This window comes from Nocardia sp. NPDC049935 (genome assembly GCF_055586645.1).
In genome coordinates, this window is record NZ_JBVJHV010000001.1 from 827,365 (window position 1) to 853,503 (window position 26,139).

At 68.5% G+C, this 26,139-nt stretch carries 23 protein-coding genes; 14 read left to right on the forward strand and 9 right to left on the reverse strand.

Going from position 1 to position 26,139, the window contains the following annotated elements; genetic code table 11:
- Nucleotides 1-12: 12 nt before the first annotated feature.
- The 3 genes from ACZ6SF_RS03880 to ACZ6SF_RS03890 all read right to left on the reverse strand — a co-directional run bounded on the left by ACZ6SF_RS03880 (nucleotide 13) and on the right by ACZ6SF_RS03890 (nucleotide 4,195).
- Nucleotides 13-1,503 carry a fatty acid desaturase gene (locus ACZ6SF_RS03880; protein WP_466060456.1) on the reverse strand — a complete coding sequence of 497 codons (1,491 nt, stop codon included), beginning with the start codon at nucleotides 1,501-1,503 and terminating at the stop codon, nucleotides 13-15.
- Between the two features lie 329 nt (nucleotides 1,504-1,832).
- The gene (locus ACZ6SF_RS03885; protein ID WP_466060457.1) at nucleotides 1,833-2,654 is read right to left on the reverse strand and encodes an LppX_LprAFG lipoprotein; all 822 of its coding nucleotides are present in this window, start codon (nucleotides 2,652-2,654) and stop codon (nucleotides 1,833-1,835) included.
- 233 nt (nucleotides 2,655-2,887) lie between these two features.
- Complete coding sequence (locus ACZ6SF_RS03890) at nucleotides 2,888-4,195, reverse strand: PucR family transcriptional regulator (RefSeq protein ID WP_466060458.1); 1,308 nt, start codon at nucleotides 4,193-4,195, stop codon at nucleotides 2,888-2,890.
- A 228-nt stretch (nucleotides 4,196-4,423) separates the two neighbouring features.
- Between ACZ6SF_RS03890 and ACZ6SF_RS03895 the strand changes: the two genes are divergently transcribed.
- From ACZ6SF_RS03895 to ACZ6SF_RS03930, 8 genes are all read left to right on the forward strand, one after another.
- Nucleotides 4,424-5,182 (forward strand): ABC transporter ATP-binding protein, encoded by a 759-nt coding sequence (locus tag ACZ6SF_RS03895; RefSeq protein ID WP_466060459.1) that lies wholly within the window; start codon nucleotides 4,424-4,426, stop codon nucleotides 5,180-5,182.
- 71 nt (nucleotides 5,183-5,253) lie between these two features.
- On the forward strand, nucleotides 5,254-6,006 hold the full coding sequence (locus ACZ6SF_RS03900) for an ABC transporter ATP-binding protein (protein ID WP_466060460.1): 753 nt from the start codon (nucleotides 5,254-5,256) through the stop codon (nucleotides 6,004-6,006).
- Nucleotides 6,007-6,008: 2 nt separating this feature from the next.
- Nucleotides 6,009-6,890, forward strand: a complete 882-nt coding sequence (locus tag ACZ6SF_RS03905; RefSeq protein ID WP_466060461.1) for a branched-chain amino acid ABC transporter permease — start codon at nucleotides 6,009-6,011, stop codon at nucleotides 6,888-6,890.
- Nucleotides 6,887-7,960, forward strand: a complete 1,074-nt coding sequence (locus tag ACZ6SF_RS03910; protein ID WP_466060462.1) for a branched-chain amino acid ABC transporter permease — start codon at nucleotides 6,887-6,889, stop codon at nucleotides 7,958-7,960. The genes ACZ6SF_RS03905 and ACZ6SF_RS03910 overlap by 4 nt, the downstream gene beginning before the upstream one ends.
- Nucleotides 7,950-9,203: an ABC transporter substrate-binding protein gene (locus ACZ6SF_RS03915; RefSeq protein ID WP_466060463.1), complete on the forward strand. Its 1,254-nt coding sequence runs from the start codon at nucleotides 7,950-7,952 to the stop codon at nucleotides 9,201-9,203. The genes ACZ6SF_RS03910 and ACZ6SF_RS03915 overlap by 11 nt, the downstream gene beginning before the upstream one ends.
- Nucleotides 9,204-9,280: 77 nt before the next feature.
- A complete protein-coding gene (locus tag ACZ6SF_RS03920) occupies nucleotides 9,281-10,015 on the forward strand; it encodes a DUF8020 domain-containing protein (protein ID WP_466060464.1) in 735 nt (244 codons plus the stop codon).
- A gap of 92 nt (nucleotides 10,016-10,107) precedes the next feature.
- A complete protein-coding gene (locus ACZ6SF_RS03925) occupies nucleotides 10,108-10,959 on the forward strand; it encodes a crotonase/enoyl-CoA hydratase family protein (RefSeq protein ID WP_466060465.1) in 852 nt (283 codons plus the stop codon).
- A 123-nt stretch (nucleotides 10,960-11,082) separates the two neighbouring features.
- Nucleotides 11,083-12,132, forward strand: coding sequence for an AraC family ligand binding domain-containing protein (locus ACZ6SF_RS03930; protein ID WP_466060466.1), 1,050 nt, complete (start codon nucleotides 11,083-11,085; stop codon nucleotides 12,130-12,132).
- 41 nt (nucleotides 12,133-12,173) lie between these two features.
- Here the strand turns inward: ACZ6SF_RS03930 and ACZ6SF_RS03935 are convergent, their stop codons facing one another.
- Together ACZ6SF_RS03935 and ACZ6SF_RS03940 are read right to left on the reverse strand one after the other, a co-directional pair.
- Nucleotides 12,174-13,004, reverse strand: a complete 831-nt coding sequence (locus ACZ6SF_RS03935; RefSeq protein WP_466060467.1) for an alpha/beta hydrolase — start codon at nucleotides 13,002-13,004, stop codon at nucleotides 12,174-12,176.
- Between the two features lie 83 nt (nucleotides 13,005-13,087).
- The gene (locus ACZ6SF_RS03940) at nucleotides 13,088-13,783 is read right to left on the reverse strand and encodes an NAD(P)-dependent oxidoreductase (RefSeq protein WP_466060468.1); all 696 of its coding nucleotides are present in this window, start codon (nucleotides 13,781-13,783) and stop codon (nucleotides 13,088-13,090) included.
- Nucleotides 13,784-14,001: 218 nt separating this feature from the next.
- Here ACZ6SF_RS03940 and ACZ6SF_RS03945 point away from each other — a divergent pair, with 218 nt between their 5' ends.
- From ACZ6SF_RS03945 to ACZ6SF_RS03960, 4 genes are all read left to right on the forward strand, one after another.
- Complete coding sequence (locus ACZ6SF_RS03945) at nucleotides 14,002-14,484, forward strand: MarR family winged helix-turn-helix transcriptional regulator (protein WP_466060469.1); 483 nt, start codon at nucleotides 14,002-14,004, stop codon at nucleotides 14,482-14,484.
- A gap of 101 nt (nucleotides 14,485-14,585) precedes the next feature.
- Entirely contained in the window at nucleotides 14,586-15,794 is a 1,209-nt protein-coding gene (locus ACZ6SF_RS03950) for an MFS transporter (protein ID WP_466060470.1), read from the forward strand.
- 175 nt (nucleotides 15,795-15,969) lie between these two features.
- Nucleotides 15,970-17,409: a basic amino acid/polyamine antiporter gene (locus ACZ6SF_RS03955; protein WP_466060471.1), complete on the forward strand. Its 1,440-nt coding sequence runs from the start codon at nucleotides 15,970-15,972 to the stop codon at nucleotides 17,407-17,409.
- A gap of 47 nt (nucleotides 17,410-17,456) precedes the next feature.
- The gene (locus ACZ6SF_RS03960; protein ID WP_466060472.1) at nucleotides 17,457-18,710 is read left to right on the forward strand and encodes an arginine deiminase; all 1,254 of its coding nucleotides are present in this window, start codon (nucleotides 17,457-17,459) and stop codon (nucleotides 18,708-18,710) included.
- 133 nt (nucleotides 18,711-18,843) lie between these two features.
- On the opposite strand, the gene ACZ6SF_RS03965 is transcribed toward ACZ6SF_RS03960, so the two are convergent.
- From ACZ6SF_RS03965 to ACZ6SF_RS03980, 4 genes are all read right to left on the reverse strand, one after another.
- The gene (locus tag ACZ6SF_RS03965) at nucleotides 18,844-20,172 is read right to left on the reverse strand and encodes an FAD-dependent oxidoreductase (protein ID WP_466060473.1); all 1,329 of its coding nucleotides are present in this window, start codon (nucleotides 20,170-20,172) and stop codon (nucleotides 18,844-18,846) included.
- A gap of 62 nt (nucleotides 20,173-20,234) precedes the next feature.
- Nucleotides 20,235-21,062: an SDR family NAD(P)-dependent oxidoreductase gene (locus tag ACZ6SF_RS03970; RefSeq protein WP_466060474.1), complete on the reverse strand. Its 828-nt coding sequence runs from the start codon at nucleotides 21,060-21,062 to the stop codon at nucleotides 20,235-20,237.
- Nucleotides 21,059-22,102 carry an ABC transporter substrate-binding protein gene (locus ACZ6SF_RS03975; protein ID WP_466060475.1) on the reverse strand — a complete coding sequence of 348 codons (1,044 nt, stop codon included), beginning with the start codon at nucleotides 22,100-22,102 and terminating at the stop codon, nucleotides 21,059-21,061. The genes ACZ6SF_RS03970 and ACZ6SF_RS03975 overlap by 4 nt, the downstream gene beginning before the upstream one ends.
- A gap of 110 nt (nucleotides 22,103-22,212) precedes the next feature.
- Complete coding sequence (locus ACZ6SF_RS03980; RefSeq protein ID WP_466060476.1) at nucleotides 22,213-24,159, reverse strand: oxidoreductase; 1,947 nt, start codon at nucleotides 24,157-24,159, stop codon at nucleotides 22,213-22,215.
- A 121-nt stretch (nucleotides 24,160-24,280) separates the two neighbouring features.
- Between ACZ6SF_RS03980 and ACZ6SF_RS03985 the strand changes: the two genes are divergently transcribed.
- Nucleotides 24,281-25,318 carry an ABC transporter substrate-binding protein gene (locus tag ACZ6SF_RS03985; RefSeq protein ID WP_466060477.1) on the forward strand — a complete coding sequence of 346 codons (1,038 nt, stop codon included), beginning with the start codon at nucleotides 24,281-24,283 and terminating at the stop codon, nucleotides 25,316-25,318.
- Nucleotides 25,319-25,356: 38 nt separating this feature from the next.
- Complete coding sequence (locus ACZ6SF_RS03990; protein ID WP_466060478.1) at nucleotides 25,357-26,139, forward strand: SDR family NAD(P)-dependent oxidoreductase; 783 nt, start codon at nucleotides 25,357-25,359, stop codon at nucleotides 26,137-26,139.

Below are 26,139 nucleotides of genomic sequence, written 5' to 3' on the forward strand. Positions count from 1 at the left end.
GGCGTGAACGAATCAGACGGTGCCGATTCCGGTGAATCCCTGCGCCATGTAGACCCCGCAGGTTTTCCACGCGGCCGGAGACAGGTGTTCGCGTACCGGACCCCAGCCCTGCTCCTGTGCGTCGCGCGAGCGCGAGAACAGATAGGTCCGGCACAGTTTCGGGAAGCGGTCCGTGAGAAAACTCTTCGGCGGCAGCCAGGCCACCCCGGATTTCGCGGCCTCTTCGCGGACGATGTCCTCGGAGGCGATATTGGCGAAACCGCTGCGCTGGTAGGGCAATACGTGATGGACGCGATGGGGGCTCAGCCCCGCGGAGAGGAAACAGTCGATATACCGGTTGCCGACCACGGTGAGGTCGTAGGCCTGTTCCAGCTGGTGTACGGCCCAGTCGCCGGTATCGGAAACCGGCAGATCCTCGGTGCCGACCTCGAAATCGTGGCTGGCGACCACCAGGAAGGTGCTCAGCCACAGTGTGACGACGAATTGCAGTGCCCAGGCCCAGAAATCACCCGCCACGATGAACGCGACGAGCTCGGCGACCAGCAGGAAACGCACCCCGAAGGAACCCAGGAAATGGGGGAGCGCGCCCCCCATGGACCCGTACATCTCCTTGACCCCGACCTTGCGGGTCAGCCGGACCACATCCAGCAGCCGGATGGTCATACCGGTGACGGTGTGCCCGAACTTGTGCACGGTGTGTACCGGTATCCGATAGAGCCGCGGTATCTGCATCATCATGGTGAAGACGTTCTTCTTGATATCGACTTCACTCTGCGTATGCGGATGGTGCAGCAGGGCGTGCCCGTCGGCGGTGACGAACGACAGTGCCACGTAGTTGATATCGAACGAATTCGTGAAGACCTTGTTCATACCCTTCTGCGCCCGGTGGATCGCGTAGTGGCCGAATCCGGCGAGCGAACTGCGCAGGACGACCATGGCGATCACGAACAGCGGCAACGGCATCCAGGCGGGAACCGCCAGCCGGAGCCCCTGTACGGCGAAGTAGGCGATGACGAGCAGAATCGCGACGATATCGAAGAGCCGGTCCATCCGGGCGATCCGCGCGGCCACGGCGGGTTCCTTCAAACGGGCCTTGATCCGATGGAGCAGATCGCCGGTATCGGAGAAATCGTATTCCGGGGTGTCGCGCCGGCTGTCGAACCCCTCCTTGAAGAGGAAATCGGGCGCGTTGTTCGTCGGATGGATATCCTCGGGAAGCGCGTCGCGATCCAATGCGTAACGCGCGAGCATCCGTTCGATCCGCTCCGGTTCCCTGTGATAGGAGCCGACGATCGAGGTGATATCGCGATTCTTGGTGCGCCCGATGAAGAATTCCCCGCCGGGATGCCTGGAGATCCAGTCGCTCAGGTCATAGGCTTTGCCGTTGTATACCCAGACATTCGAAATCGGGGGCCGGCCCGGAGGCCGCGGGGGCCTGCGGAACTCGTCCTCCGGCAATGCCTCGGATCGGTCGCCGACCTCCGCGTGGTCGCTGGTCGTCATGTCATTCCTTTGTTGCCGATCGGCGGTGGGCCCGCCGATCAGGGTGTCCTCGTATCGTCTGCGGCGGGCACGCGCGCGGCGCCGAACCGGTGCGAATACGGGGTACGCGGATCGTGTCGAAACGTCGGCCGGATGACTCTGTGCGCCAATGCTTTCCGCATGGCCTCGGCTCCCGCTCGACGAATACTCGAAGGCGTCGGCGACAGCGCCGACGGGTGCGGCCGGTCATCGGACCGGAACGGGTATCCGGTGCCGCCTCTGCGCGGGCGGCACCGGATACGTCCGTACCGCCCGGCGCCGGGAACCGGCGCCGGGCGGAGACGGAAGAATCAGCCCTGCGGCTTGACGACCTCGACGGGCTCGGCCCATTTCGACAGCGTCACCTGGATGGTGCCGGGCGCCTTGTCGACCACCGCGCGGACCAGGTTCGGGCCGTCACCGGGGGAGGCCTCCTCCGACGGTTTGGGCGCCTGGCCGGTCTCCGGCGGCGCCACATCGGCGATCCACAGGGTGATCGGGAAGCTGCCGCCGCCCTCGCCGGAGCGCGGGACGATGGGGTCGATCACCGCGGAGTCGATGGTCCCGGAGATCTTCACGACGTCGATACCGTCGAGCGTTTCCCGGCCTTCGGTTTTCGGGTTCTGGACCTGCGCGATCACATGGGCCAGGCCTTTGTCCTTGTCCAGGATCACGCCCGGGTCGTAGATCTTCTCGGCCGGGCCCACCGGCGCGTACGCCGCGTCGCCCGCGGCGGTGTAGAGGGTTTTGTCGACCACGATGAACTCGGCGTCGATGAAAGGCTCCTCCGGCGCGGTGCGTACCCGCGCGGTCCCCATGGCCTGACCGGCGCCCTGCGGCTGATTGGTGACATCGGCGGATACGGTCTCCACCGGGAGATCCGGCAGATCGCTCACCTCGAGATCGAGATGGACCGCCTGCAGCGTCTGGGTCGTGCGGGCGGATTCCTGCACGATCTGCGAGGCATCGGGCAGCGGCGCCGAAGCCGGCGGCCCGGCCGAATCGGTGCCCTCGTCCGTGGAGGTGCAGCCGGTGATCATCGCCGCGGCCAGCGCCGCGGCCGCCAGCACCGGCGTCACTCGGAGGAACCGCGGTCTGTGCCCGGTATACGCGCGCATTGCAAGGTCGGTCATGGTTACCACCCCGTAAGAGATCCGTTCGGCGCCGAGGAATTCGGCGCCGAGGGTTGCGGCAGCGATGCTGCCTCGCACAGAGTATGCGCAAGATCGGCGGTGAGCACCAGAGCTATCGCGATCTCGGTACCGGCTCGATGCCGTGGTCGTGCGGGGATTCCGGCCGTGCGCGCGGGCCGTGCCGGATGCGGAACCTCCTCCGGCACCGGCGTTCCCCGCCGGTCGGGGTGGGATCAGCGCTCGCGGCGGACCGGCGCCGGAGTGTGCCGCAGTTCGATGGCGACCAGTAGTTCGACGAGATCGGTGACGCGGCGGACATTGCGTCCGGTGAGTTGCTGGATCCGCCGCAGGCGGTACTTGGCCGTGTTGTGGTGGATTCGCAGCGCATCGGCCGCCTCCCGCAGATTCATATCCGCGGCCACGAAGGCATGGATGGTCTCGGCGAGCACCGCGCCCTTGGCATGGTCGTCGGCCAGGGTCCGCGAAACCCGGGGATCGACGAGGCCGCGCGCGGTGTCGTCGGAATTCAGGACCAGGTACCGGAAGGGGCTCAGTTCCGGGAGTGCGGTCACGCCACCGCCTTCGGGGACCAGATCCAGTGCGGTGCAGGCCTCCTGGCGTCCGCGCGGTAGTTCGGCCGCGCCGGTGAGCACCGTGCTGACGCCGAGGGATACCGTCATCCCCTCGCCGGCGAGGGTGTCGTGGGTGCGGCGCAGGCGCGCGCAGAGGTCCTCGACGGTCCCGGTGCGGCCGAGGCCGGCGACGGCGACGATATCGGATTCCCGGACGACGGCCAGGGTCCGATGCCCGTTCACGCCGGTCCGGGCCAGGGCGGCGGCGACGATATTCGGCGCCTCGGTTTCGGAGACGAGGATGCCGTCGCGATCGGGGCGTTCGGAGACGGTCGCCGCGACCACGACGAGTCGTTCGGCGGCGGCCAGGCCGATGCCGTGCGCGGCGGCCGTGTCGAGCAGCGGTCCACGGTCCGGGAGCGCGCCGCCGAGCAGACATTCCAGCAGATCGCGGCCGTCGCGGGAGGCCTCGGCGGATTGATGCTGCTGGAACTCCAGGTACGCGTGGGTGGCCTGGGAGCTGATGAGGTCGCAGTACCTGGTCAGGGGTAGGACCATCGCCAGGGTGGCCTCCCGGGCGGCCGGTGAGTCCCCGGCCTGCGCGACGAGGGTTTTCCAGAACGCCTGCTGGCCGAGCCGGAACGCGGTGATGTAGTCGGTGAGCGGAACCCCGGACTGGGCCCGGCGTACCGCCGCGCGCCGAGTCGCGGCGAGATCGGCCGCGGTGACCCGGCGTTTGTCCAGGAGCGCGCCGAGGCCGGTGCGGCACAGGCGGGCGACCTGCTCGTGGACATCGGCCCGGAAGTCGTTGTCGCGGCCGGCGTACCCGGGGACCTGGGCGAGGATGGCGGAGCTGCCCAGTTCGGCGATCTCGTCCGCGCGGTCGTAGATGGTGCCGACGATCCGGGTGCGTGCCGCCTGTACCGGTCCGGGAAGCGCGGCGGCGATCGACTGTGATCCAGCAGACATAGTCGGATGGTCCACGCAGCCGATGGGAATGTCAACACATAGCGGTAGATGTATCAAAATATGCGCAGTTCGCTTGTCCTCGGCGGACAACTTCCCGGTCGATAATTGGGACGCAACGGCTGATGTGTTTCATTCGGTGCGCTCTTACGCTGGCCTGACCCATAGCCGGTACAGCGGACTGTGCGCTGCCGCACAGTCTTTCGGTCCGGCTCCCGACCCGGAGGACTCATGCTCGAGATATCCGGCCTGACCGTTCGATTCGGCGGTATCACGGCCCTGGAGGACGTCGGATTCGCCGTCGCCGCCGGTGAGATGGTGGGCCTCATCGGGCCCAACGGCGCGGGGAAGACCACCCTGTTCAACTGTCTGACCAGGCGCTGCGCGCCGACCGCGGGCACGATGCGGTACCTGGGGACCGATCTGCTCACGGTGCGCCCCGATCTCCTGGCGCGCCTCGGTATCGCGCGTACCTTCCAGAACCTGGGCCTGTTCACCCGTATGTCCGTCCGGGACAACGTGCTCGTGGGGGCGCACCATCGGGCGCGGGCCGGATTCCTCACGGCGGGCCTGTTCCTGCCGGGTGTGCGCTCCGAGGAACGTACGCTCCGGGACCAGGTCGACGGCCTGCTGGAGCGACTGGATCTGCACGATGTCGCCGACCATCCGGCGGCCGGCCTGCCGTTCGGGACCCTGAAGCGGATCGAGCTGGCCCGCGCGCTCGCCGCGGGTCCGCGCATGGTGCTGCTGGACGAGCCGGTCAACGGGCTCAGCCACGGGGAAGTGGGTGAGTTCGCCGACCTGCTGGCCGGCCTGCGCGTCGATTTCGACCTCACCGTCGTGGTGGTCGAGCACCATATGGGCTTCGTCATGGGTATCTGCGACCGTGTCGTCTGCCTGGAGTTCGGCCGGGTCATCGCCGACGGCGCACCCGAAGCGGTCCAGCGCGATCCCGCCGTGATCGAGGCCTACCTGGGGACCGCGGCGTGAGCGAGTGGGGCCCGGAGGAGGTAGCGGAGCGTGACCACGGAGGGCCCTCGCGCATGCCTGATGGATACAGCATGAGCGAGTGGGGCCCGGAGGAGGTAGCGGAGCGTGACCATTTCCTCGCTGTCACCGGGCTGACGGCGGGCTACGGCGCCGGCGAGGTCCTGCACGGGATCGGATTCTCGGTCGCCGCCGGCGAGATCTGCGCGATCCTCGGACCCAACGGCGCCGGAAAGACGACCCTGCTGCGCGCGCTGTCGGGGATGGTCCGCACCCGGGGCTCGGTCGTCCTGGCGGGCACCGAGGTCACCGGCCGGGCGCCGGAGAAGCTGGCGCGTATGGGTGTGGCCCACGTTCCGGAGGGCCGGGGCACCTTCGCGCCGCTGACGGTCGAGGAGAACCTGCGGCTGGGCGCCTATTCGCGGCGCGATCGCGGGAGTGCCGAAGCCGATCTGCGTCGCGTCTTCGACTACTTCCCGATCCTGCGGGAGAAATTGCACGAGACCGCGGGCCGGTTGTCGGGTGGCCAGCAGCAGATGCTCGCCCTCGGCCGCGCCCTGATGTCCCGGCCGCGCCTGCTGCTGCTCGACGAACCGTCGCTCGGGCTCGCCCCACTGGTGACCCGGGAGCTGTTCCGCATCGTGCAGACCATCAACACAGAGGAACGCACCACCGTGATCGTCGTCGAGCAGAACGCTCATCTCGCCCTGCGCGCCGCGCACCGGGCGCATGTCCTGGAGAGCGGGCGCATCGTGCTGTCCGGTTCCGCCGCCGATATCTCGGCGAACGAACAGGTCGCGCAGTCCTATCTCGGATACCGGGTGTAGCCGTGACCGGATTCCTCCAACAGATCATCGAAGGTCTGAGTGCCGGCGCCCTGTACGCCGGGTTGGCCCTCGCCCTCGTCCTCATCTACCGGTTCACCGGAATCGTCAACTTCGCTCAGGGCGAGCTGGCCATGTTCTCCGCGTTCCTGGCCTGGCAGCTGGTCCAGGCCGGAACTCCGTTCTGGCTGGCGCTCCCGGTCACCCTGGCGATCTCCTTCGCGGCGGGGATGCTCATCGAACGCGTTGTCATCCGGCCCGTGGAAGGCGCGCCGGAGCTCACCCTCGTGATCGTGACGGTCGGCCTGTTCTTCGTCGTCAACGCCGCGGCCGGCTGGATCTGGTCGTATCAGCTCAAATCGTTTCCCAACCCGTTTCCGGAGGGAATGCTGCGGGTCGGTGAGGTCGGTGCCGGGTACGGCAACCTCGGCATCCTGGCCGTGGTCGCGGTGGTGATGGGCCTGCTGTACCTGCTGTTCCGCTATACACGCACCGGTCTGGCCATGCGGGCGGTGGCAGCGAACCCGCAGTCCGCGCGACTGGTGGGGATCGGGGTGGGCACGGTGCTCGCGCTGGGCTGGGGCCTGGCCGCGGCCGTCGGCGCGGTCTCCGGGGTGTTGTCGGCGCCGCTGCTGTTCCTGGAACCCAACATGATGGGCGGCGTTCTCATCTACGCCTTCGCCGCCGCCACCCTCGGCGGATTCGACAGTCCCGGTGGCGCGGTCGCGGGCGGGCTCATCGTCGGAGTCGCCGAAACGCTGGCCGGAGCCTATCTCGACGTCATCGGCACGGAACTCAAGATCGGCGTGCCGCTGGTGATCATCCTCGGCGTGCTGCTGGTGCGTCCGCAGGGCCTGTTCGGCACTCCGGCGGTGGAAAGGGTATGAGCGATATGGGAATCCGGCACAGCACGGTGGAGCCCGTACCGGCGGCGCCGGTCACGCCGGCCGGCGAGGCGGGCACCGGCGCGCCGCGGCCGCGACGGATCCGGATCGGCGCGTCCTCGGTCGCGGTGGCGGTCGTGGTGGTGGCGGCCTGCTGGGCGCCGTTCGAACTCGCCCCCTTCCATACCTTCCAGCTGGCGCTGGCGATGATCTACGCGGTCGCGCTGCTCGGGCTGAATCTGCTGGTGGGACATACCGGGCAGATATCGCTCGGCCACGGGGCCTTCTTCGCGGTCGGCGCCTATACCGCCGCGATCATGATGGATCGCTGGGATACGCCCTACCCGCTGACTCTCCCGGCGGCGGCCGCGGTGGCCTTCGTGCTCGGGATCGGGCTGGGTGTGCCGGCGCTGCGCCTGCGCGGTCTCTATCTGGCGCTGGTGACACTGGCCATCGCGATCTTCCTGGTACCGCTGCTGAAGCGGTTCGAATCGGTGACAGGCGGATCTATGGGCCTGACCCTGGACAAACCGCGGCCGCCGGCCTGGACCGGACTGGCCGAGGACCAGTGGCTGTACTTCCTCGCGCTGGCGGTGACCGGGGTGAGCTATCTGCTCGTCGCGGGGCTGCTGCGTTCGCGGGTCGGCCGGGCGCTGCACGCGGTCCGCGACAACGAGATCGCCGCCGAGGTCACCGGTGTGCGGCCCGCGTTCTACAAAACCCTGGCCTTCGCCTGGGGCGCGATGTTCGCCGGTGCCGCGGGCTGCGTCTACATCTGGGTGATCGGCTACGTCTCACCGGATTCGTTCACGCTCACCCTGTCCATCACCCTGCTGGCGGGCCTGGTCGTCGGGGGCCTGGGCGGACAGTGGGGGCCCCTGCTGGGCGGGATGTTCGTCATGTACGTCCCCACATTCGCCCAGGACGTCAATCAAGCCGCGCCGGGAGTGATCTTCGGGCTGCTCATCATCGCGGTCATGTACCTCGCGCCGAATGGATTGGCCGGACTCGTCGGCCGGGCGGCGCACTGGCTCGGACACCGGGCCCGGAAAGGAAGAACGCATGCGCACTAGAGCGATACAGGCAGTGGCGGCCGCGGCCGCCGTGCTGCTCGCGGTGGCCGGCTGCGGTAGCCGTGACGACGGGGACAGCGCCGTCGCCTCCGGCGACTGCCAAGGCCAGCAGACCACCGGGCTCACCGATACCGGTATGAAACTCGGTGGTGTGTTCCCGCTGTCGGGTCCGGCCTCGGCCTACGCCGAACTGCCGAAGGGAATGCAGGCCTACTTCGCCTATGTCAACGCCGAGAAGGGCGGTATCGACGGACGCCAGGTCGACTATCTGCTGCGCGACGACGGCTACCAGCCGCCGAAAACCGTGGAGGAGACCCGGCGCCTGGTCGAACAGGACCAGGTGTTCGCGATGCTGTCCACCCTCGGCACCCCCACCTCCGCCGCGGTCTGGGACTACCTGAACCAGCGGGAGGTGCCGCAGATCTTCGTGGCCGGCGGCGCGACCCAGTGGGGCGTGGGTGAGGGCCATCCGTGGACGATCGGATGGCAGCCCAGCTATCACGCCGAAGGCCGGATCTTCGCGGGCTACGTCAAGGAACAGAAGCCCGACGCCACCGTCGCGGTGATCTACCAGAACGACGACTTCGGCAAAGACCTGCTGGCCAGCTTCAAGGAAGGCACCGCCGGTAGCGGCGTCCGGGTGGTCGCCGAACAGAGTTACGAGGTCACCGATCCCACCGTGGATCCGCAGCTGCGGAACCTGGCCGGTTCCAAGACCGACGTCCTGCTGAATTTCGCGACCCCGAAATTCGCGGCGCAGACACTGGCCGCAGACGCCCGGAATCCGGAATGGAATCCCCTGCACATCTTGTCCCAGGTGTCGAGCACCATGAGCGTGCTGACCCCGGTCGGGCTCCCGAACGTCCAGAATGTGGTGACCTCGGTATTCGTGAAGGATCCGGCCGATCCGCAGTGGGCCGAGGACCCGGGGATGAAGCTGTACCGCGACAAACTGGCCCGGTACGTCCCCGACGCCGACCCCGACGACGGCTACACCCTGGTCGGCTGGGCGATGGCGCAGAGCTTCCACAAGACCTTCGACGCCGCCTCCTGTAAGACCCGCGAGGGCCTGCGCGACGCGATGCGCTCGCTGAACGACGTCGAAATCGACCTCCTGCTGCCCGGTATCACATTGAAGACCGGCGAAGGCGACGGATATCCCATGGAGGCCATGCAGATTCAGCGGTTCGAGGGGGACCGCTGGGTGCTCGCCGGCGATCTCGTCGATACCGCCGGTCGATGACGGAATCCCCCCACAACGTCCGCGGCGCAATCCTGCGCCGACGGCCGCCTCGATATCAACCGATGAGGACAGTCACGATGAAACTCAGAACCAGCGTTGTCACCGCCGCGATCGCGGTGGCGGCCCTCGGCGCGACGGTGGCCCCCGCCTCGGCGCAGCCGGCTCCGGCGCCGCGCGAGCTCACCTACGAGATCACCCACGAGGGTGATTCGGCGGTGGTGGCGACGAACGGCAAATGGCAGGTGGCCGGCGATCAGCTCATCCTGAAGGCCGTCGACGACACCCCGTTGACCACGGTGCCGCTGACCTACCGCAAGGACAATGTCGCCTTTCCGATCGCGGCGACCGTCGAGGGCGGCACCGCGGTGCTCACCCCACAGCGCGACGGCGGGGTGCCGGTGGCTCCGGTGAACGCCCCGGTGATCACGCCGGAGCAGGCGGGTAAGGAGATCGCCGAACAGTTCACGCCGCGGGATATGCAGGCGCTCGGAGTGTTCACGCAGCGCGCGACCATGAGCGCGGCCATCGCCGGTGCCGTCGGCGCGGTGATCGGCGGCAGCCTGGGCTGTGTCCTGGGCGCCGCGACCGGTGCGCTGGTCTCGAGCCCGGTCGCGCTTTTGCTGGTGCCGTTCGTCGGCGCCACGATCGGCGGTTGTGTGGCGGGAGCGGCGGCGCTCGGCGCCGCGGGCGGCATCATCGGCGCCTTCCTGATCGGTGGTCCGGTGGCCGTTTTCGCCGCGTTCCAGTACTTCTCGACCATTCTGTCGCCGTGCCCGCCGGAGCATCCGGCGTGCCGCCCGACCACTCCGTAGGAGTTCGTCCCCGGTTGTGCCCGTCCCGTATCGCGGGGCGGGCACAACCGTGCCGGTCCCGGATCCGGGACACGGATGGCATGCTGTCCCCTATGGCCGATATTCGCCTCGATGTCTCCGACTCCGTCGCCACCCTGACCCTCGACCGCCCCGACCAGCTCAACGCCTTCACCACCGCCATGGGCCGGGAGCTGATCGAGGCGTTCGACACCTGCGACCGCGACGACGCGGTCCGCGCCGTCGTCATCACCGGCGCGGGCCGCGCCTTCTGCGCGGGAGCGGATCTGTCCGCCGGAGCGGAAACCTTCGTCGCGCCCGACGGCCAGGACGCCGCGGACTTCCGCGACGGTGGCGGGGAAGTGGTCCTGCGGATGTTCGAATCCCGCAAACCCATCATCGCCGCGATCAACGGTCCCGCCGTCGGGGTCGGTATCACCATGACCCTGGCCGCCGATTTCCGGCTGGCGGTGGACACCGCCAAGATCGGCTTCGTCTTCAACCGCCGCGGTATCGTCCCGGAATCCTGCTCGAGCTGGTTCCTGCCGCGCCTGGTCCCCGTGCAGAAGGCCCTGGACTGGGTGTACTCGGGCCGGATCGTGGCGGCGGCCGAGGCCTACGAGGCCGGACTGTTCTACGGGTTGTATCCGGCGGAAAGCCTGCTGGACGAGACCTACGCGCTGGCGCGGAGCCTGACCGAGCACACCGCCCCGGTCTCGGTGGCGCTCTCGCGGCAGATGCTGCTGCGCGGGCTCGGCGCCGACCATCCGATGATCTCGCACCGGATCGAGTCCCGGGGTATTCGCAGCCGCGGCGCCAGTGCCGATGCGAAGGAAGGGGTTTCGTCGTTCCTGGAGAAGCGGGCGGCGGCGTTCCCGGACAGCGTGGTGCGCGACCTTCCGGATATCTTCGGTGACGATCTGCCGGTCCCGCCGTTCCGGCCCTGAGGCCGATCCCGCGGGAGCGCGAAGGTCGCGATCCGGCAACCGGCAACGATGAGTTCGCAAAAGTGCGCGGACACCCTGTCCCGGGTCTAGGATCTGTGGCACAACGAATTTCGGAGGTGCTGCATGCCGGACGAAGTCCTGGCGCCCAACATCGAGCTCTTCTCCCGCAACGGTTTCGCCGGTCCGAACACCACCATCGTCCGGGCCCAGTACCGGCCCCGGTTCCTACGTGCCCGCGGTGACTACGTGCCGCGGCGCTTCCACACCTGGGACCTGCCGGCCGGCGTATTCGCCGAACCCAAGGCCCTATCGGTGCCCATCCTGCAGGGCGAGGGCATCTCCTTCGAACTGAATCGCCGCTCGGCGGCAACGACTTTCGGCTACGTCAACGTCTGGGCCGACGAGCTGCACTACATCGTTTCCGGCCGGGGCGAACTCGATACCGAGGTCGGCACCCTCGAGGTCCGCACCGGCGATTTCGTCCTGATTCCGCGCGCGGTCACCTATCGGTGGGGTGAGATCGCCGAGGAGATCAGCGAATTCGTCGTGGTCACCGCGAGCGAACTGCGTCTCGACCCCGAGGGCGCCCCCGGCACGTTCAACCCCGACCTGCACCTGGATCGCCCGGTCCCGCACGGTCGGCCGGGACTGCCGACCGACGAGGAATACGAGGTGGTCGTCCGCACCGGCGAGACCTTCACCTCGTATTTCTACGATGTCGATCCCATTCCCTGTCTCGACGCGCTGGGCGCTCCGCTGGTGCTGCGTTTCAATATCGAGCATGTCCAGGGTCTCGGTGTCGCGGAGGGCGGTCTGGCGCCGGCCCGCCTGATGAGCAGCACCTCGGGTCACGATTTCGTCTTCGGCACCGGCAGCCGGCACAGTACCCGGCCACCCATCCACCACAACGCCGATTTCGACGAGGTGATCTGCTACGCGATGGGGCCGTCGCCATGGGGGTCGGTCGATACGCCCGGAACCGTGACCTGGACTCCGAAGGGGCTGCTGCATCAGGGCCCGGAGGAGAACGTGCAGCCCGGATACCGTGCCTTCCTGGTCGAGACCCGCGCCTCGCTGACCATGACCCCGGCCGGTCGCGATATCGCCCATCTGATGGAGACCGATCAGTACGGCGTCCATCCCACCGAGGGGCAGCCCGTCACAGCACGCTGACGAGGCGAGTACCGGCAGCCTCGAGGCCTGCCGGTACTCGGCTACCGCTGCTGTGCGAGCCAGTCGGCGATCGCGCCGGTTCCCTCCCGGAACGCGCGGGACCGGGGCCGGTTCAGGAATCCGTGCCTGGACGCGTGGACCACGATGTGATCGGCGGCGACCCCGGACTCGGTCAGCTCGCCGGCGAACGCGGTGCTGGACGCGCCCAGGGTGTCGTGGGCGGCATCGAGCAGCAGCACCGGCGGCAGTCCGGCCAGTTTCCCGCCGCCGGGAAATACCTCGGGATCCCGGAGTAGTTCGGTGGAACCGGTGTAGTTGAGATTCATGCGCCGGATGACATGCGGCGAGAATGTGTAGAGGCGGTGCCGGCCGCCCACCCGCGCCCGCACCGCATCCGGCAGTGCCGGAAGCTCGGCGTGCAGGGTGGCATAGGCGAGGACGAGTCCGGCCGGTGGTTCGGCCTGCCGGTCGCGCAGTCGCAACGCCGCCGAAGCGGCAAGGCAGGCGCCGGCGCTCGCGCCGCCGAGCACGATCCGCGGCTGCTGGGTCATGAGGTCGGTGGCCGCGGCCAGTACATCGTCCAACGGCGCGGGGTAGCGGTTGCCGGACGGGCGTAGTTTCGGCGGGCCCCAGACCCGGAACCGGGGGACCAGCGCGTAGTCGACGGTTCGTACCCGGCGACCGGTTCCGGCGATCCGCGATGCGACCTCATGGGATTCGGGCTGGTCGAGTCCGCCGGAGACGAAGGCGCCGCCGTGCACCCACAGCAGCGGTGGCGCGTCGGGATCCGTCGCGGCGGGTAGGTATTCGCGAATGGGCACCGGGCCCCGCGGACCCTCGACCGTCGTATCGCGGATATCCAGGTCGCTCATCCACCGTCCTCGCCGTGTTCGTCTCGGGTTTCCCCGGCGATCGTATCCCCGCGCCTCGGCGCCGCCCCACGGTCCGGTGTGGATCAGCTCTTGCCGAGCGCTTCGGCGCGGATCAGCTCCAGCATCGTGGGGTTGTTCTCGGGTGTCGCGACACCGATGACGGTGCGCACGTACCGGTCGTCTCCGGCGACCCGCAACAGGCAGGCCGCGAGATCGGCGCGGGAGGTGAACCGGCCCTCGGCGCGCTCCTCGGCGATCTCGTAGTCGCTCACCTGCGGGAGGTCGAACAGGCCGCTCGGCCGGACTACCGTCCAGTCGAGGTCGGAGGCGGTGACCAGTGCTTCCATCGCGCGCATATCGTCGTAGAGGGTTCTGCCGAGGTAGCGCGTGATGAACGGTTGCAGCACCCGGTTGAACAGGAAACCCGCGTCGGCGTAGGGCCGGGCGTCGACAGCGCTCGACGAGACCACCGCGAGCCGGCGGACCCCGTGGCGGCGCATGGCCGCGACCATATTGGCGGCCCCTTCGGAGTAGGTGCTGATCGGTGCGCGTCCGTACGGGACACCCAGTGCGGACAGCACGGCGTCACCACCGGCCACCGCGTCCTCGACCGCTCGGGCGTCGTGGACGTCGCCGCCCGCGATATGGAGCCGGTCGTGGGCGAGGGGGAATTCGCCGGGCCGACGGGTGAAGGCGACAACCTCGTGGCCGGTGGCGAGGGCCTGGGCGGTGAGCAGGCGGCCGGTGGGGCCGTTCGCGCCGAAGATGACGATTCGCATGATCTTCCTTCTTTCAGTCGCGCGGAACCGGTGCCTGCGGGATGTGGAATCGAGGGCGCGTATCCGTTTGACTCCGTGATTCTGAAAGTATGAAAACCATATAATACGAATTCAACCATTCTGGCAAGGGCTCGTGATCGCGGAGGTGGCCGGGCCGTCGCGGACAGTGGGCCCGATCGGATCCGTATCATCAGGGTTCCGGATCATGTGAGGGGAATATGACCAAGGCGGAGGCGGGCTCTGCGCGGGAACGCAGACGGTTGATCGTCGGCGTCAAGGACGCCCTGCGCGAGCTACGGGTCCAGTTGTCGCTGCTCAATCACCGGGTGGGCACACAGGTGGAACTCAAGGATGTCGACCTCGACTGCCTGGATATCGTGAGCAGACAGGGGCCCCTGGGGCCCAGCGCTCTCGCCCGGCTCGCCGGCCTGCATCCCGCCACCATGACCGGAATCCTGGACCGGCTGGAACGGGGCGGCTGGATCGTCCGGGAACGGGACGCCGCCGACCGTCGCGCGGTCGGTGTGCGGGCGGTGCCCGGACGCAATGCGGAACTGTTCCGCCAGTACGCCGGAATGAACGCCCTGATGGACGAGGTCTGCGACGGTTACAGCGAGGCCGAACTCGCCGTGATCGCCGATTTCCTGCGCCGGACCGGTAATGCCGGCCGGGCGGCCACCGAGCAGTTCTCGGCCGGCTGACCGGCGCGGGCCCGGCGACGCCGGCCCGGAGGTTCCGGGGCGTGCCCCAACTCACAACGTGGCCCGGAACCCCCCGTGCCCCGGGCTTGTTACACCGGAGCGTGACTTCTACCGCTACCGGTCCGGCCACGAACCCCACCACCACCACCGCGCGCACCGGCTGGCATATCCCGGCCATGCTGGCGCTGGCGCTGGGCGGGTTCGGCATCGGCACCACGGAGTTCGTCACCATGGGCCTGCTCCCGGATATCGCGAGCTCGTTCTCCGTTTCCGAGCCGACCGCCGGGCACGCCGTCTCGGCATATGCGCTGGGTGTGGTGTTCGGTGCGCCGGTGATCGCCGCCGCCTGCGCCGCGGTACCGCGCAAACGGTTGCTGATGATCTTGATGGCCGCGTTCACGATCGGCAATATCGCCTCGGCCTTCGCGCCGAACTTCGAGACCATGATCGGCGCGCGATTCCTGGCCGGACTGCCGCACGGCGCTTATTTCGGCGTCGCCTCATTGGCCGCGGCGACGCTGGCGCCCCCGCGTCAGCGGGCCAAGGCCGTCGCCGCGGTGATGCTCGGGCTGAGTATCGCCAACGTACTCGGGGTTCCCGCCGCGACCTGGCTGGGGCAGAACCTCGGCTGGCGCAGTGCCTATGTGCTGGTCGCGGTGATCGGCGCGGCCACCGTACTGGCGATAGCCCGGTTCGTGCCGCCGCTGACCGCGATCGTCATCACCAACCCGCTCACCGAACTCGGTGCGCTGCGCCGGCCCCAGGTGCTGCTCACTCTCGCCGTGGGCGCGATCGGCTTCGGCGGCATGTTCGCCGTCTACACCTACGTGAGCACCACCCTCACCGATGTGGCAGGTATGGGCGCGGGGCTGGTGCCGGTGGTGCTCATGCTGTTCGGTGTCGGCATGGTGCTCGGCAATATCGGCGGCGGGATCCTCGCCGACCGCGGCGTGGACCGGTCGATCTTCGTCGCGATGGGCGCAATGATGGTGGTGCTGCTCGGCTTCGTGGCAGCTGCGCACAATCCGATCACCGCCGGTATCGGCGCGCTGCTGGTCGGAGCGACGGGTGCCGCGCTGGCCCCCGGGCTGCAGACCCGGCTGATGGATGTGGCCGCCGACGCGCAGACCCTGGCCGCCGCCCTCAACCATGCCGCACTGAACATCGCCAATGCCGCGGGCGCCTGGCTCGGCGGACTGGTGATCGCCGCCGGATACGGCTATACGGCGCCGACGCTGGTCGGCGCCGGGCTGGCCGCCGCCGGTGTCCTGCTGTTCACCGTGACAGTCTGGGCCGCGCGCCGCTCCTGACCTCCGCCCGCGATTCCGTGGGCCCGGCCGAGCCGCAGGCTCGCGATATTCCGACACCCCATCGGCAAACGCTCCGCTTGATCCGGGGCCGGGCCGTGATGATGCATCATCACTGATGAGCGTCGACGAATGAGCTGCAGTACCGGGTGGTGAGGCGAGCGGAGAGGTCGTGGCGATGACCCAGCAGCAGGTGCCGGAGCGGGCGGCGAAAGTCACGGTTCTCACACTCACCGCCATGGTTGTCGGATCGATGGTCGGGGCGGGCGTCTTCTCGTTGCCGCGTCGCTTCGCGCAGGAGACCGGTGTCGGCGGCGCGCTGATCGCGTGGACGATCGCAGGGGCCGGGATGCTGATGCTGGCCCTGGTGTTCCAGCGGCTGGCGGTGCGCAAACCGGATCTGGATGCCGGTGTGTACGCCTACGCCAAAGCCGGCTTCGGCGAATTCGTCGGTTTCTACTCGGCGGCCGGCTACTGGGCCAGCGCCTGCGTCGGGAACGTCACCTACTGGGTCCTGATCATGTCCACCCTCGGGCAGTGGATCCCCGCGCTGGGCTCCGGCGACACGTTGATCGCGGTCGCGCTGTCCTCGATCGGGCTGTGGTCGTTCTTCCTGCTGATCCGGCGCGGAACCGAGGAGGCCGCCGCGATCAACCGGATCGTCACAGTGGCGAAACTGGTGCCGATCATCGTCTTCGTCCTGCTCGCCGTTTTCCTGCTCGATCCGCGGATCTTCGCCGACAACTTCCGCGGCGCCGACTACGCGGGCTCGCTGTTCGATCAGGTCAGCGGCACGATGCTGGTTACCGTATTCGTCTTTCTCGGGGTCGAGGGTGCGAGTGTGTACTCCCGGCACGCCCGGCGGCGCGAGGATGTCGGCCGGGCGACGCTTCTGGGTTTTCTCAGCGTGCTGGCCATTTTCGCCTCCGTCACGGTGGTGTCCTACGGCATCATGCCGATGAGCGAGATCGCGCAGCTGCGCCAGCCGTCGATGGCCGGGGTACTGGAAGTGGCGGTCGGTTCGTGGGGAACGGCCTTCGTCAGTGCGGGACTGATCATCTCGGTCCTCGGCGCCTATCTGGCCTGGGCGCTCATGGCCGCCGAGGTTCTCTTCGTGGCGGCCAAGGATTCCGATATGCCGCGCTTCCTGGGACGTTCCACCGACCGCGACGTCCCCGTCAACGCCCTGCTGCTCAGCACCGCCCTCTCCCAGACCGTCCTGGTGATCACCATGTTCTCCGAGGACGCCTTCGATTTCGCCCTCGATCTCACCGCCTCGCTCACCCTGATCCCGTTCCTGCTGGCCGCGCTGTACGCACTGAAGCTCTGTCTCACCCGCGAAACGTATACCGAGGAACGTGCGGCCACCCGGCGCGGCGACCTGGCCGTCGCGGTACTCGCCACGCTCTATACCGCGTTCCTGCTGTACGCGGCGGGTTTGCGATTCGTCCTGGTATCCCTCATCTTCTACGCGCCCGCGACATTTCTCTTCGTCCGCGCACGCCGGGATCAGGGGCGCTCGGTGTTCACACCCGCCGAAGCCGCGTTGTTCGCACTGGTCGCGATCGGCGGTGTACTCGGGATCGTTGCCCTGGTGGCGGGCTGGATCGAACTGTGACCGGCGCCGGATCCGGTGCCCCGAACGAGCCGACGGAAGGTAGCGTAATGACCGCGAACCCCGAATCACCTCGGTACGGCGTGCATTCCGAGGTCGGCCGGCTGCGCCGGGTACTCGTCTGCTCGCCCGGCCTGGCGCACGAGCGGCTGACTCCGACCAATTCCGACGAACTGCTCTTCGACGATGTCATGTGGGTGGAGGCCGCGCAGCGCGACCACCTCGACTTCGTGAACAAGCTGACCAACCGCGGCGTCGAGGTCGTCGAACTCCACGATCTGCTGGCCGAGACCATGGCCGACCCGGCGGCGCGCACCTGGCTGCTCGATCGGAAGATCATCGCGAACCGGGTAGGGCTTGGCATGGTGGAGAACACCAGGGCCTATCTCGACACGCTCCCGGCCCGCGAACTCGCGCGTTTCCTGATCGGCGGACTGTCCACCGTGGATCTGCCCCCGGATTTCCGCACCGGCTATATGGCGTTGGCCCGGGAGTCGCTGGGCAATCCCGAATACCTGCTGCCGCCACTGCCGAACACCCTCTACACCCGCGATACGACCTGCTGGATCTATGGCGGACTCACGCTCAACCCGCTGTACTGGCCGGCCCGGCACGACGAAACACTGCTGATGAAGGCGATCTACCGGTTCCACCCCGACTACGCCGAGTCGACCGTGTGGTGGGGTGATCCCGAAAAGGAATGGGGGCAGGCCTCCCTCGAAGGCGGTGATGTGATGCCGGTCGGGAACCGCACCGTTCTCGTCGGGATGAGCGAGCGCACCTCCCGGCAGGCGATCACCCAGCTGGCGAAGGCCTTGTTCGAGGCGGGGGTGGCCGAACAGGTCGTTGTGGCCGGGATGCCGAAGCTGCGGGCCGCGATGCACCTGGATACGGTCTTCACCTTCGCCGACCGCGATCTGGTCACCGTCCACCCCGGGATCGTCGACGGTATCCATCCCTTCACCCTGCGGCCGTCGGACAGCGCGCCGGGTGTCGAGATCACCGACGAACGAGGCACCCCCTTCGTCGATGTGGTCGCGAGGTCACTCGGTTTGCCGGCGTTGCGCGTCGTCGAGACCGCCGGTGACTTCTACGCCTCCGAACGGCAGCAGTGGGATTCGGGCAACAATGCCGTCGCGCTGGAACCGGGAGTGGTGTTCACCTACGACCGCAACACCCAGACCAATGCGGCCTTGCGCCGGGCCGGGGTGGAGGTGATCACCATCGTCGGCGCCGAACTCGGGCGCGGACGCGGCGGCGGTCACTGTATGACCTGCCCCATCGTCCGCGACCCGATCGACTGAACCGGGCGGATCCGTACTCATTCCGCGTGCCTTCACCCTCGGTACCGAGTTCCGCCCCGCGCCGCGTATCGACCGCGATCAGATCCTGCACTGGAATCGTGGTGCGTCCGCAGCGGCGTCGAGCGCCGTCGCCTCAGACCGGGACCGGCCGCCCGGCCGCGGTATCGGCCGCGGCGAGGCCGAAGACCAGGGCCGGTGCGATTCCGCCCGCATAGGCGTCGTGGTAGAGGCCGCCGATATCGGATCCCGCCGCGAACAGGCCAGCGATCGGGCTGCCGGTGGCGGAGAGTACGCGGGCAGCGGCGTCGATACGGATGCCGTGGAACGGGAAGGTCAGCGCCGGGCAGGTTTCGATGATGTAGTAGGGGCCCCGGTCCAGCGGCAGGGCATCGTGGGTGCGCGGGGGCTGTACCGCGGCCCCGGCGGAATCGACGGCCCTGATCTGTTCGGCGATCGCGGCCCCGTCGTAGCCCCATTCCGCGGGGAGGTAGGCGAAATCGTCCAGGGTGTCGGCGGTTCCGCAGCGGCCCCCACGGCGTTGCGTGAGATCGAATTTGTCCACCGCGACAGCGCCTTCGACGTAGCTGCCCAGCACCCATTCGCGGTACACCCGCTCATCGGCCACGAGCAGGCCGCGTGCCTCCGGTTGCTCGAGCAGCCGCATGGCGGTGAGGTGGTCGCCGAGGGTTTCGTCGGTGAACCGCTGATTGTCCAGGTTGAACAGGAGTGCGTGTTCGCTGTAGTAGAGCGACAGCGCTACGAAATCGGCGGGGTCGCGAAAGGGAACACCGGTGGGAACCAGGTGCCCGTAGAAACCGGAGCGCGGGGTACCGGTCGCGGCCCCCACACTCCCGGCAAGGCGCAGCCCGGCGCCCGCGCTGGTGGGATTGGAACGGAGCTGCATCGCGGGCGCCTGCGGATGGATGTGCTCGGCGATGAGCTCGGTATCGGCCTGGAAACCGCCGGTGGCGAGAACGACGGCCTTACTGTGTATTTCGATTTCCGCGCCGTCGGGGCGACGCACCCGCGCGCCCGCGACGGCGTTGCCGCGGGTCAGCAATTCGAGGGTTTCGGTGCCGGTGAACAGCTTCCCGGACGCGGTGATCCGGCGCCGGCATTCGTCGATGTACTGGTTGGTGTCGAATTGGTGACCGATTCCGTAGCGGAGCACCGGGACCGGATCGGCGCAGTGCACACCGAGCGCGCGGATCCAGCCGATCGCGTCGGCGAAACCGTCGACCAGTGCGTGGCGCAGTGCCGGATCGCCGTCCGGATTCACCACGTCCATCACCGCACGGGTGGGCGCGGTCCACGCGTAACCGGCGTACCGGGCCGACCCGCCGACCGATTCGGCCTGCTCCACCACGACGACCGAGCTGCCCCGGTCGAGTGAGCGGGTCGCGGCGGTGAGGCCGGCCATCCCCGCTCCGATCACCAGAACGTCGGTTTCGATTGTTCGCATCGTCGTCTCCTCATCGCTCGAATCGCGGGTCACCGCCCGCGGCGGATCCGGAATCGGCCGGTTCACACCGTGAACCGGCCGCCGTTGCTCAGCAGGACCGCACCGATCACATTGGCGGCACCCGGTGAGGCCAGATACAGGATGTTGTCGGCCAGTTCGGTGGCGGTCGCGTATCCGCGCGGGGCGTTCGCGGTCATGGCCGCCCGCAGATGCGCCGGGGTCCGGGCCGCCATCCCGGTGTCCACCGGGCCCGGGGCGACGGTGTTCACCCGGATTCCGAAAGGCGCGACCTCCTTGGCCACCGCCTGGCTCAGGGCGTGCACGCCCGCCTTCGAGGCCGCGTAGTGCGGATATCCGGTCAGCGTGTCGAACGCCGCGGAGGAGCCGACGGTGACGATCGCGCCGCCACCGGTCTCCTTCATCGCGCGGACCGCCGCGCGCAGCACATGGAAGGTGCCGTCCAGGTTCACCGAGATGATCCGCCGCCACTGCTCGTCGCCGAGGTGGGTGAGTACATCAGCGGGCAGGTTCTGCTCGGCCGCCTCGTAGATCCGCTGTTTACTGAGCGGATCATCGACACCGGCCGCGTGGACCACTACATCCACCCGGCCATGGTCATCCAGTGCGCGGGCGAAAGCGCTGTCGACCTGGGCGGAGTCGGCCACGTCCAGCTTCAGCGCGGTAGCACCGGCCAGATCGGCCGCGGTCCGGGCAGCGGCCTGCCGGTCGATATCGCATGAATACACGGCTCGGGCGCCCCGCCGGGCGAGGAGCCGGGCGGTCGCGGCTCCGATACCAGAACCGGCGCCGGTCACCAGTGCCACCCGGTCGGCGAACTGTGCTGCCGTCGTCTCCCGCGCCCCGGTCGCCGAGCGGTCGGTGTCCGTCACTGGAAGATCCCCTCCCAGTCGTTGCGGTAGCGTTCGGCGCCCGCGCCGGTGGTGACCGCGAGGTTCTGGTCCGGGACGTCCTGCGCGACGGCGAGCGCGCCGTCGATTCCCGGGAGTGCGGAACCGTAGCCGGGGGAGGTCGCCCGCTGGCCCGGCCGGCTCACCATGAAATCGGCCAGCACCTGGGCGGCGTTGGGATGGGGTGCCGAACCGAGTGCGAGCCCGTACCAGCGGGCGCCCCACACCTGTGGGCCCTCGGTCCAGCCGACCGGAGCTCCGGCGGCCCGTTCCGGCAGCATCGGATTGCACATGAGCGCGGCCACGATCTCCCCGGAGGCCAGTGCCTGCCCCAGTGGCTGGGTGCTGGGATAGATCCGGGGACTGTTCTGTGCGAGCTGCCGCAGGAAATCGCGTCCGCCGTAGTTCTCCTCGATATGGTCGTAGTAGTCGATATAGGTCGGCGAGGTGGCCGGGGTGACGATGCCGACCTTGCCCTTCAGCGCGGGGTCGAGCAGATCCTGTGCGGTCCGGATTCCCCGGCGGTAGGCGGCGGTGTTCCAGCCGAAGCCCAGGACCACCGCGCCCTCGAGGAAGAACTTCCCGCCGACCACGCTGTCCGCGCGCCGGTACTCGGGTGCGTCGAACGAGGGGCCCGTCACCTCCACCGCCAGATCGGTGCCTTCGGCCTTCTGCATCCACGAGACATCGGTGATCACCGCGATATCGCCGGTGCCCTTACCCGTGCGCGATTCCGCATCGATGCGGGAGAGCAGGTCGGCGTCCACACCGCGGACCACGGTGAGATCGATCTGCGGATAGGCGGCTTCGAATGCCTTCTCCAGATCGGCGAGCACCGGCTGTGCCTGGGTGGAGTAGATCGTCACCGCGCCTTCGGTATTCGCGGCGGCGACGATATCGTCCCAGGTGCCGGAGACCGGCCGGGAGACCTGGCCGGTTCCACCGCAGCCGGCCAGCGTCAGGGCAAGGGTTGCGAGCGCTGCCGCTGTTCGCAGCGCGTGCGTTCGGCGAGTTTTCCGCATGGGTACCTCATCATTTCGATCCGCTGCCGATCGGTCGGCAGCGTGGGTTCGATATTTCCGGTGGGCCACCGGGCCGGCCGGGGGAGTGGCGGGAGTGGAGTTCCGTGCCGTCACCCCGCCGGAGCGGGGGAACGGCTGGTATTGCCGATGACGGCGGCCGCGGCCGCGAAGCCCTCGGCCACGGCGTGCGACACCCGCCGGGGCACCACCGCGTCGCCGATGACCTGCACCCGGGCGTGCGGAAGTTCCCGCCGGAACGACGCCGTATCGGTGACCCGGCGTTCGCCCGCGACCACGATGCGATCGCAGATCAGCCGAGTAGTACGGCCGGAGAGCAGATTCCGGTAGACCACCGCGGTCTCGGTCTCTTCCCGCACCAACTCCGTCACCGCGGTGTCGACGACGAACTCGACCGGTGTGCCGGACAGGCGCCTCCGTAACTGCACCCGGCTCTCCGCGGGGATACCCGCCGCGACCGCCGGCGCCGGCACGAGCACGGTGACCTCGCCGGCGCCGCTCGCCAGCGCTGCCTCCACGGCGCCGAGGGCGGGCCAGTACCCGAACCCGTCGTCCACGACCACCACCCGGTCGCCCGGCCAGAACTGCCGGGGGTCGAGCAGAGCCGCGGTGGTGGTCGCGGTGCCGGAAGTGGCGTTTTCGGTCGCGCCGGTCGCCACGATCACCTCGTCGAAATCGGTGAGGTCCGCCGGCCGGGCCCGGTGGCCCAGTTCCAGCGCGACACCGGCGAGATTGTCCTGGTAGTACCGCAGCAGGGCCGACCAGCCGGTGCGATTCGGGGCCTGTGCGGCAGTGCGTAACTGTCCGCCGAACCAGCGGTTCGCCTCGAAGAGGGTGACATCGCGAACCGGAGCCAGCCGGAACGCGGCCTCCAGTCCGGCGGGTCCGGCGCCGACGATGGCCACCCGGGCTCCCGGGGCGGGCGCCGAACCGAATCGCAGCGGCCGGGCGGGGCGGGCGGAGTGGCCGGGCGGGGCCAGGGCCGGGTTCACCGAGCAGAGCAGTACCGGGGTGAACGACCGGCAGTCCTCGTTACAGGAGACGCACGGCCGGATCCGCGAGTCCTCGCCGTTCAGCAGCTTCACCGCGATATCGGGGTCGGCGATGAACGGGCGGGCCATACCGACGAGATCGGCGCCGGCGGCCAGCGCCGCCTCGATATCGGCCCGGCCCCGGAACGCCTGGGAGACCAGCAGCGGCCGGTCGGTGGCGGCACGCAGCCGGTGCAGATCCGGGAGCAGCGGGGGCGCGGCGGTCGCCATATCGCGGACGTAGGTGGTGCGCACGCCCACCGTGACGTTGAGGTAGTCGAATATGCCCAGTAGCGGCAGCAGTTCGCACAGGCCGTCGGTATCCAGGCCCGCTTCCTCGGCGCCGTCGATCGATACTCGGACGCCGAGGACGAGGCCGGGACAGGCCGCGGTGATCGCGGCGTGCAGCCGGTGCAGTATCGCGGCGCGCCCGGCCGCGGTGGCCGCCTCCGGTCGGGTATTGGACGCGGGGGACAGGAACTGGGCCAGCAGGTACCCGTGCGCCGCGTGCAGTTCCACCGCCGCGAATCCCGCCTCGGCGGCGTGCCGGGAACTGAGCACGAAAGCCGCGATGATCTCGTCGATATCGTCGTCGGAGAGCACTCGCGCCCGGACCGGTTCGCGGGGTGAGCGGATACCCGAGGGCGCCACCGGGTGTTCCCAGATCTCGGCCCCGAGCGTTTCGCGCCCCAGATGGACCAGCTGGCAGACCGGGACAGCGCCCGCTGTGGCGATCGCGTGCGCCCGGCGGTGCAGGCCCGGCAGGCCCGCCGGGTCCGACGCGTCGGTGATATTGCCGGTCCGGTTTCCCGAGTCCGGGCTCACCACCGTGCCGCCGGTGATCACCATGGCGGCACCGCCGGCCGCGCACCGATGCCAGTAGTCGTCGTCTCCGGGCCGGGCCACACCCGCGCTGACCACCCCGGATCCGTGCGCGGTGGCGACCAGGCGGTTGCGCAGGGTCAGGGGACCTATCCGCAGTGGTGACGACAGATGAGGGGAGAGCACCGTTCCTCCTTGAACTGGATTCACTTCATATTATTGCCACACAGTGATTGACACCACAATGGGTTTGGCATAGTTTCAAACTGACATCAGTTCAGTTCTGCGGGATGTGGGTATTCGCACCATGAAGTTGTTGTTCAAGGCCACGGCGGCCGCGGCAGCCCTCGCTGTCACCTCGGTTCTGGCGGCGTGCGGCGGAGGTCCGGGCACTACGGGCCCGGTCTCGGGCGCCTGGTCCGACGTCGAGGCGGCCGCCGCGCAAGAGGGCAGTGTCCTGCTCTATTCGAGTCAGAAGCCGGCCAATCTGGAACGGCTCGAGACGGCGTTCGAAAAGAAATATCCGGCGATAGACCTGGAGTTCGTCCGGGGCACCGACGCCGATATCAATCCGCGGGTGGAAACCGAGAACCGTACCGGTCGCGGCACGGCCGATGTCCATATGCTCACCGACGCGACGTGGATCGGCAACGCGGCCCAGTCGGGCAGCTATTCGACCGATCTGGTCGGCCCGAATCTGCGGGCGCCGGAATACCGGCCGGAATCCAGTGTGCTCGAGAACCGGTTCGCGCTCAGCAGCGCGGCGGTTTTCGCCCTCGGCTGGAACACCGGCGCGGTGCCCGGCGGCCTGCGCTCCCCGCAGGACCTCCTCGATCCGAAATACCGCGGCAAGATCGGCATCGTCAATCCCACCGGGATCGCGTCCTATGTCGATCTCTACCGCTTCTACGCGCGGACCTACGGGGACGACTACTGGGATCGGCTGGCCGAACTGAAACCGCGTATCTATCCGAGCGCACTGGGTATCGCCCAGGCGCTGACCTCCGGCGAGATCGTGGCGACCCCGTCGGTGCAACCACTGGTCACCGAGGTGGCCGCCGGTGCACCGGTCGATTGGGCGCTACCGTCGCAGCCCTGGGGAACACCCTGGTACACCCATGCGCTGAGTGTCGCGCCCCATCCGAACGCGGCGCAGGTCCTGGTGGATTTCATGACCACCCGGGAAGGCCAGATTGCTCTGAACGACGGATACGCGGCCGCGCTGCCGGATATCCCGGGAGCCGTGGTGCAGGCGCAGGAGATCGCCGCGCCGGATACCGCCGATCTCACCCCGGACAAGGTCACCGAGTACTCCCAGGAATGGGCCCGGCGCTTCCAGAGCTGATCCGGCTCCGCCGCACACCGACCGATCAAGGAACAGGTATGGACAACAGGGCCGAGCCCCTGCACGGTACGAACGTGCTGGTCACCGGGGCATCCGGAGGGATCGGCGGGGCGACCGCCGAATTGTTCGCCGCGAGGGGCGCGACGGTCTACCTCACCGATATCGACGATATCGCCGGCCGGAAACGGGCACTGGCGCTCGGCCCCCGCGCGCACTATCGCCACCTGAACGTCGCCGAGGAGACCGATTGGCAGGCCGCGGCCGCCGCGATGGAGCAGGCCGGACACCGGATGAACGTCCTGGTGAACTGTGCCGGGGCCGCCATGAAGGCAACGCTGGCGCAGACCACCCTCGCCCAGTTCCGCGGGATGATCGATCAGCACCTCGTCGGTACCTTCCTCGCACTGCGGACCGCCGCGACGGCTATGACCGGCGGCGGCACCGTCATCACCATCTCGTCGCTGCGGGGTGTCCTCGCGACCGCCGAACTCGGCGCCTACGGTGCGGCGAAATCGGGTGTGCGCGCGCTGACCAAGGTCGCCGCGCTGGAATTGGCAGAGCAGGGAATCCGGGTCAATTCGGTCTGCCCGGGCAGTTTCACCACCGAGATCACCTCGGCGCCCGGTTTCGCTGCCGACGATATGGAGAGCTACGTCCGCAGTATTCCCATGCAGCGCCGCGGCTCGCCCGACGAGGTCGCGGCGGTGATCGCATTCCTGGCGGGTTCGGACAGCAGTTATGTCACCGGAATCGACCTGCTGGTCGACGGCGGGACCGCCGCCGGTGTCCGTACCCCGAAACTATCGACCCAGAAGGTATGA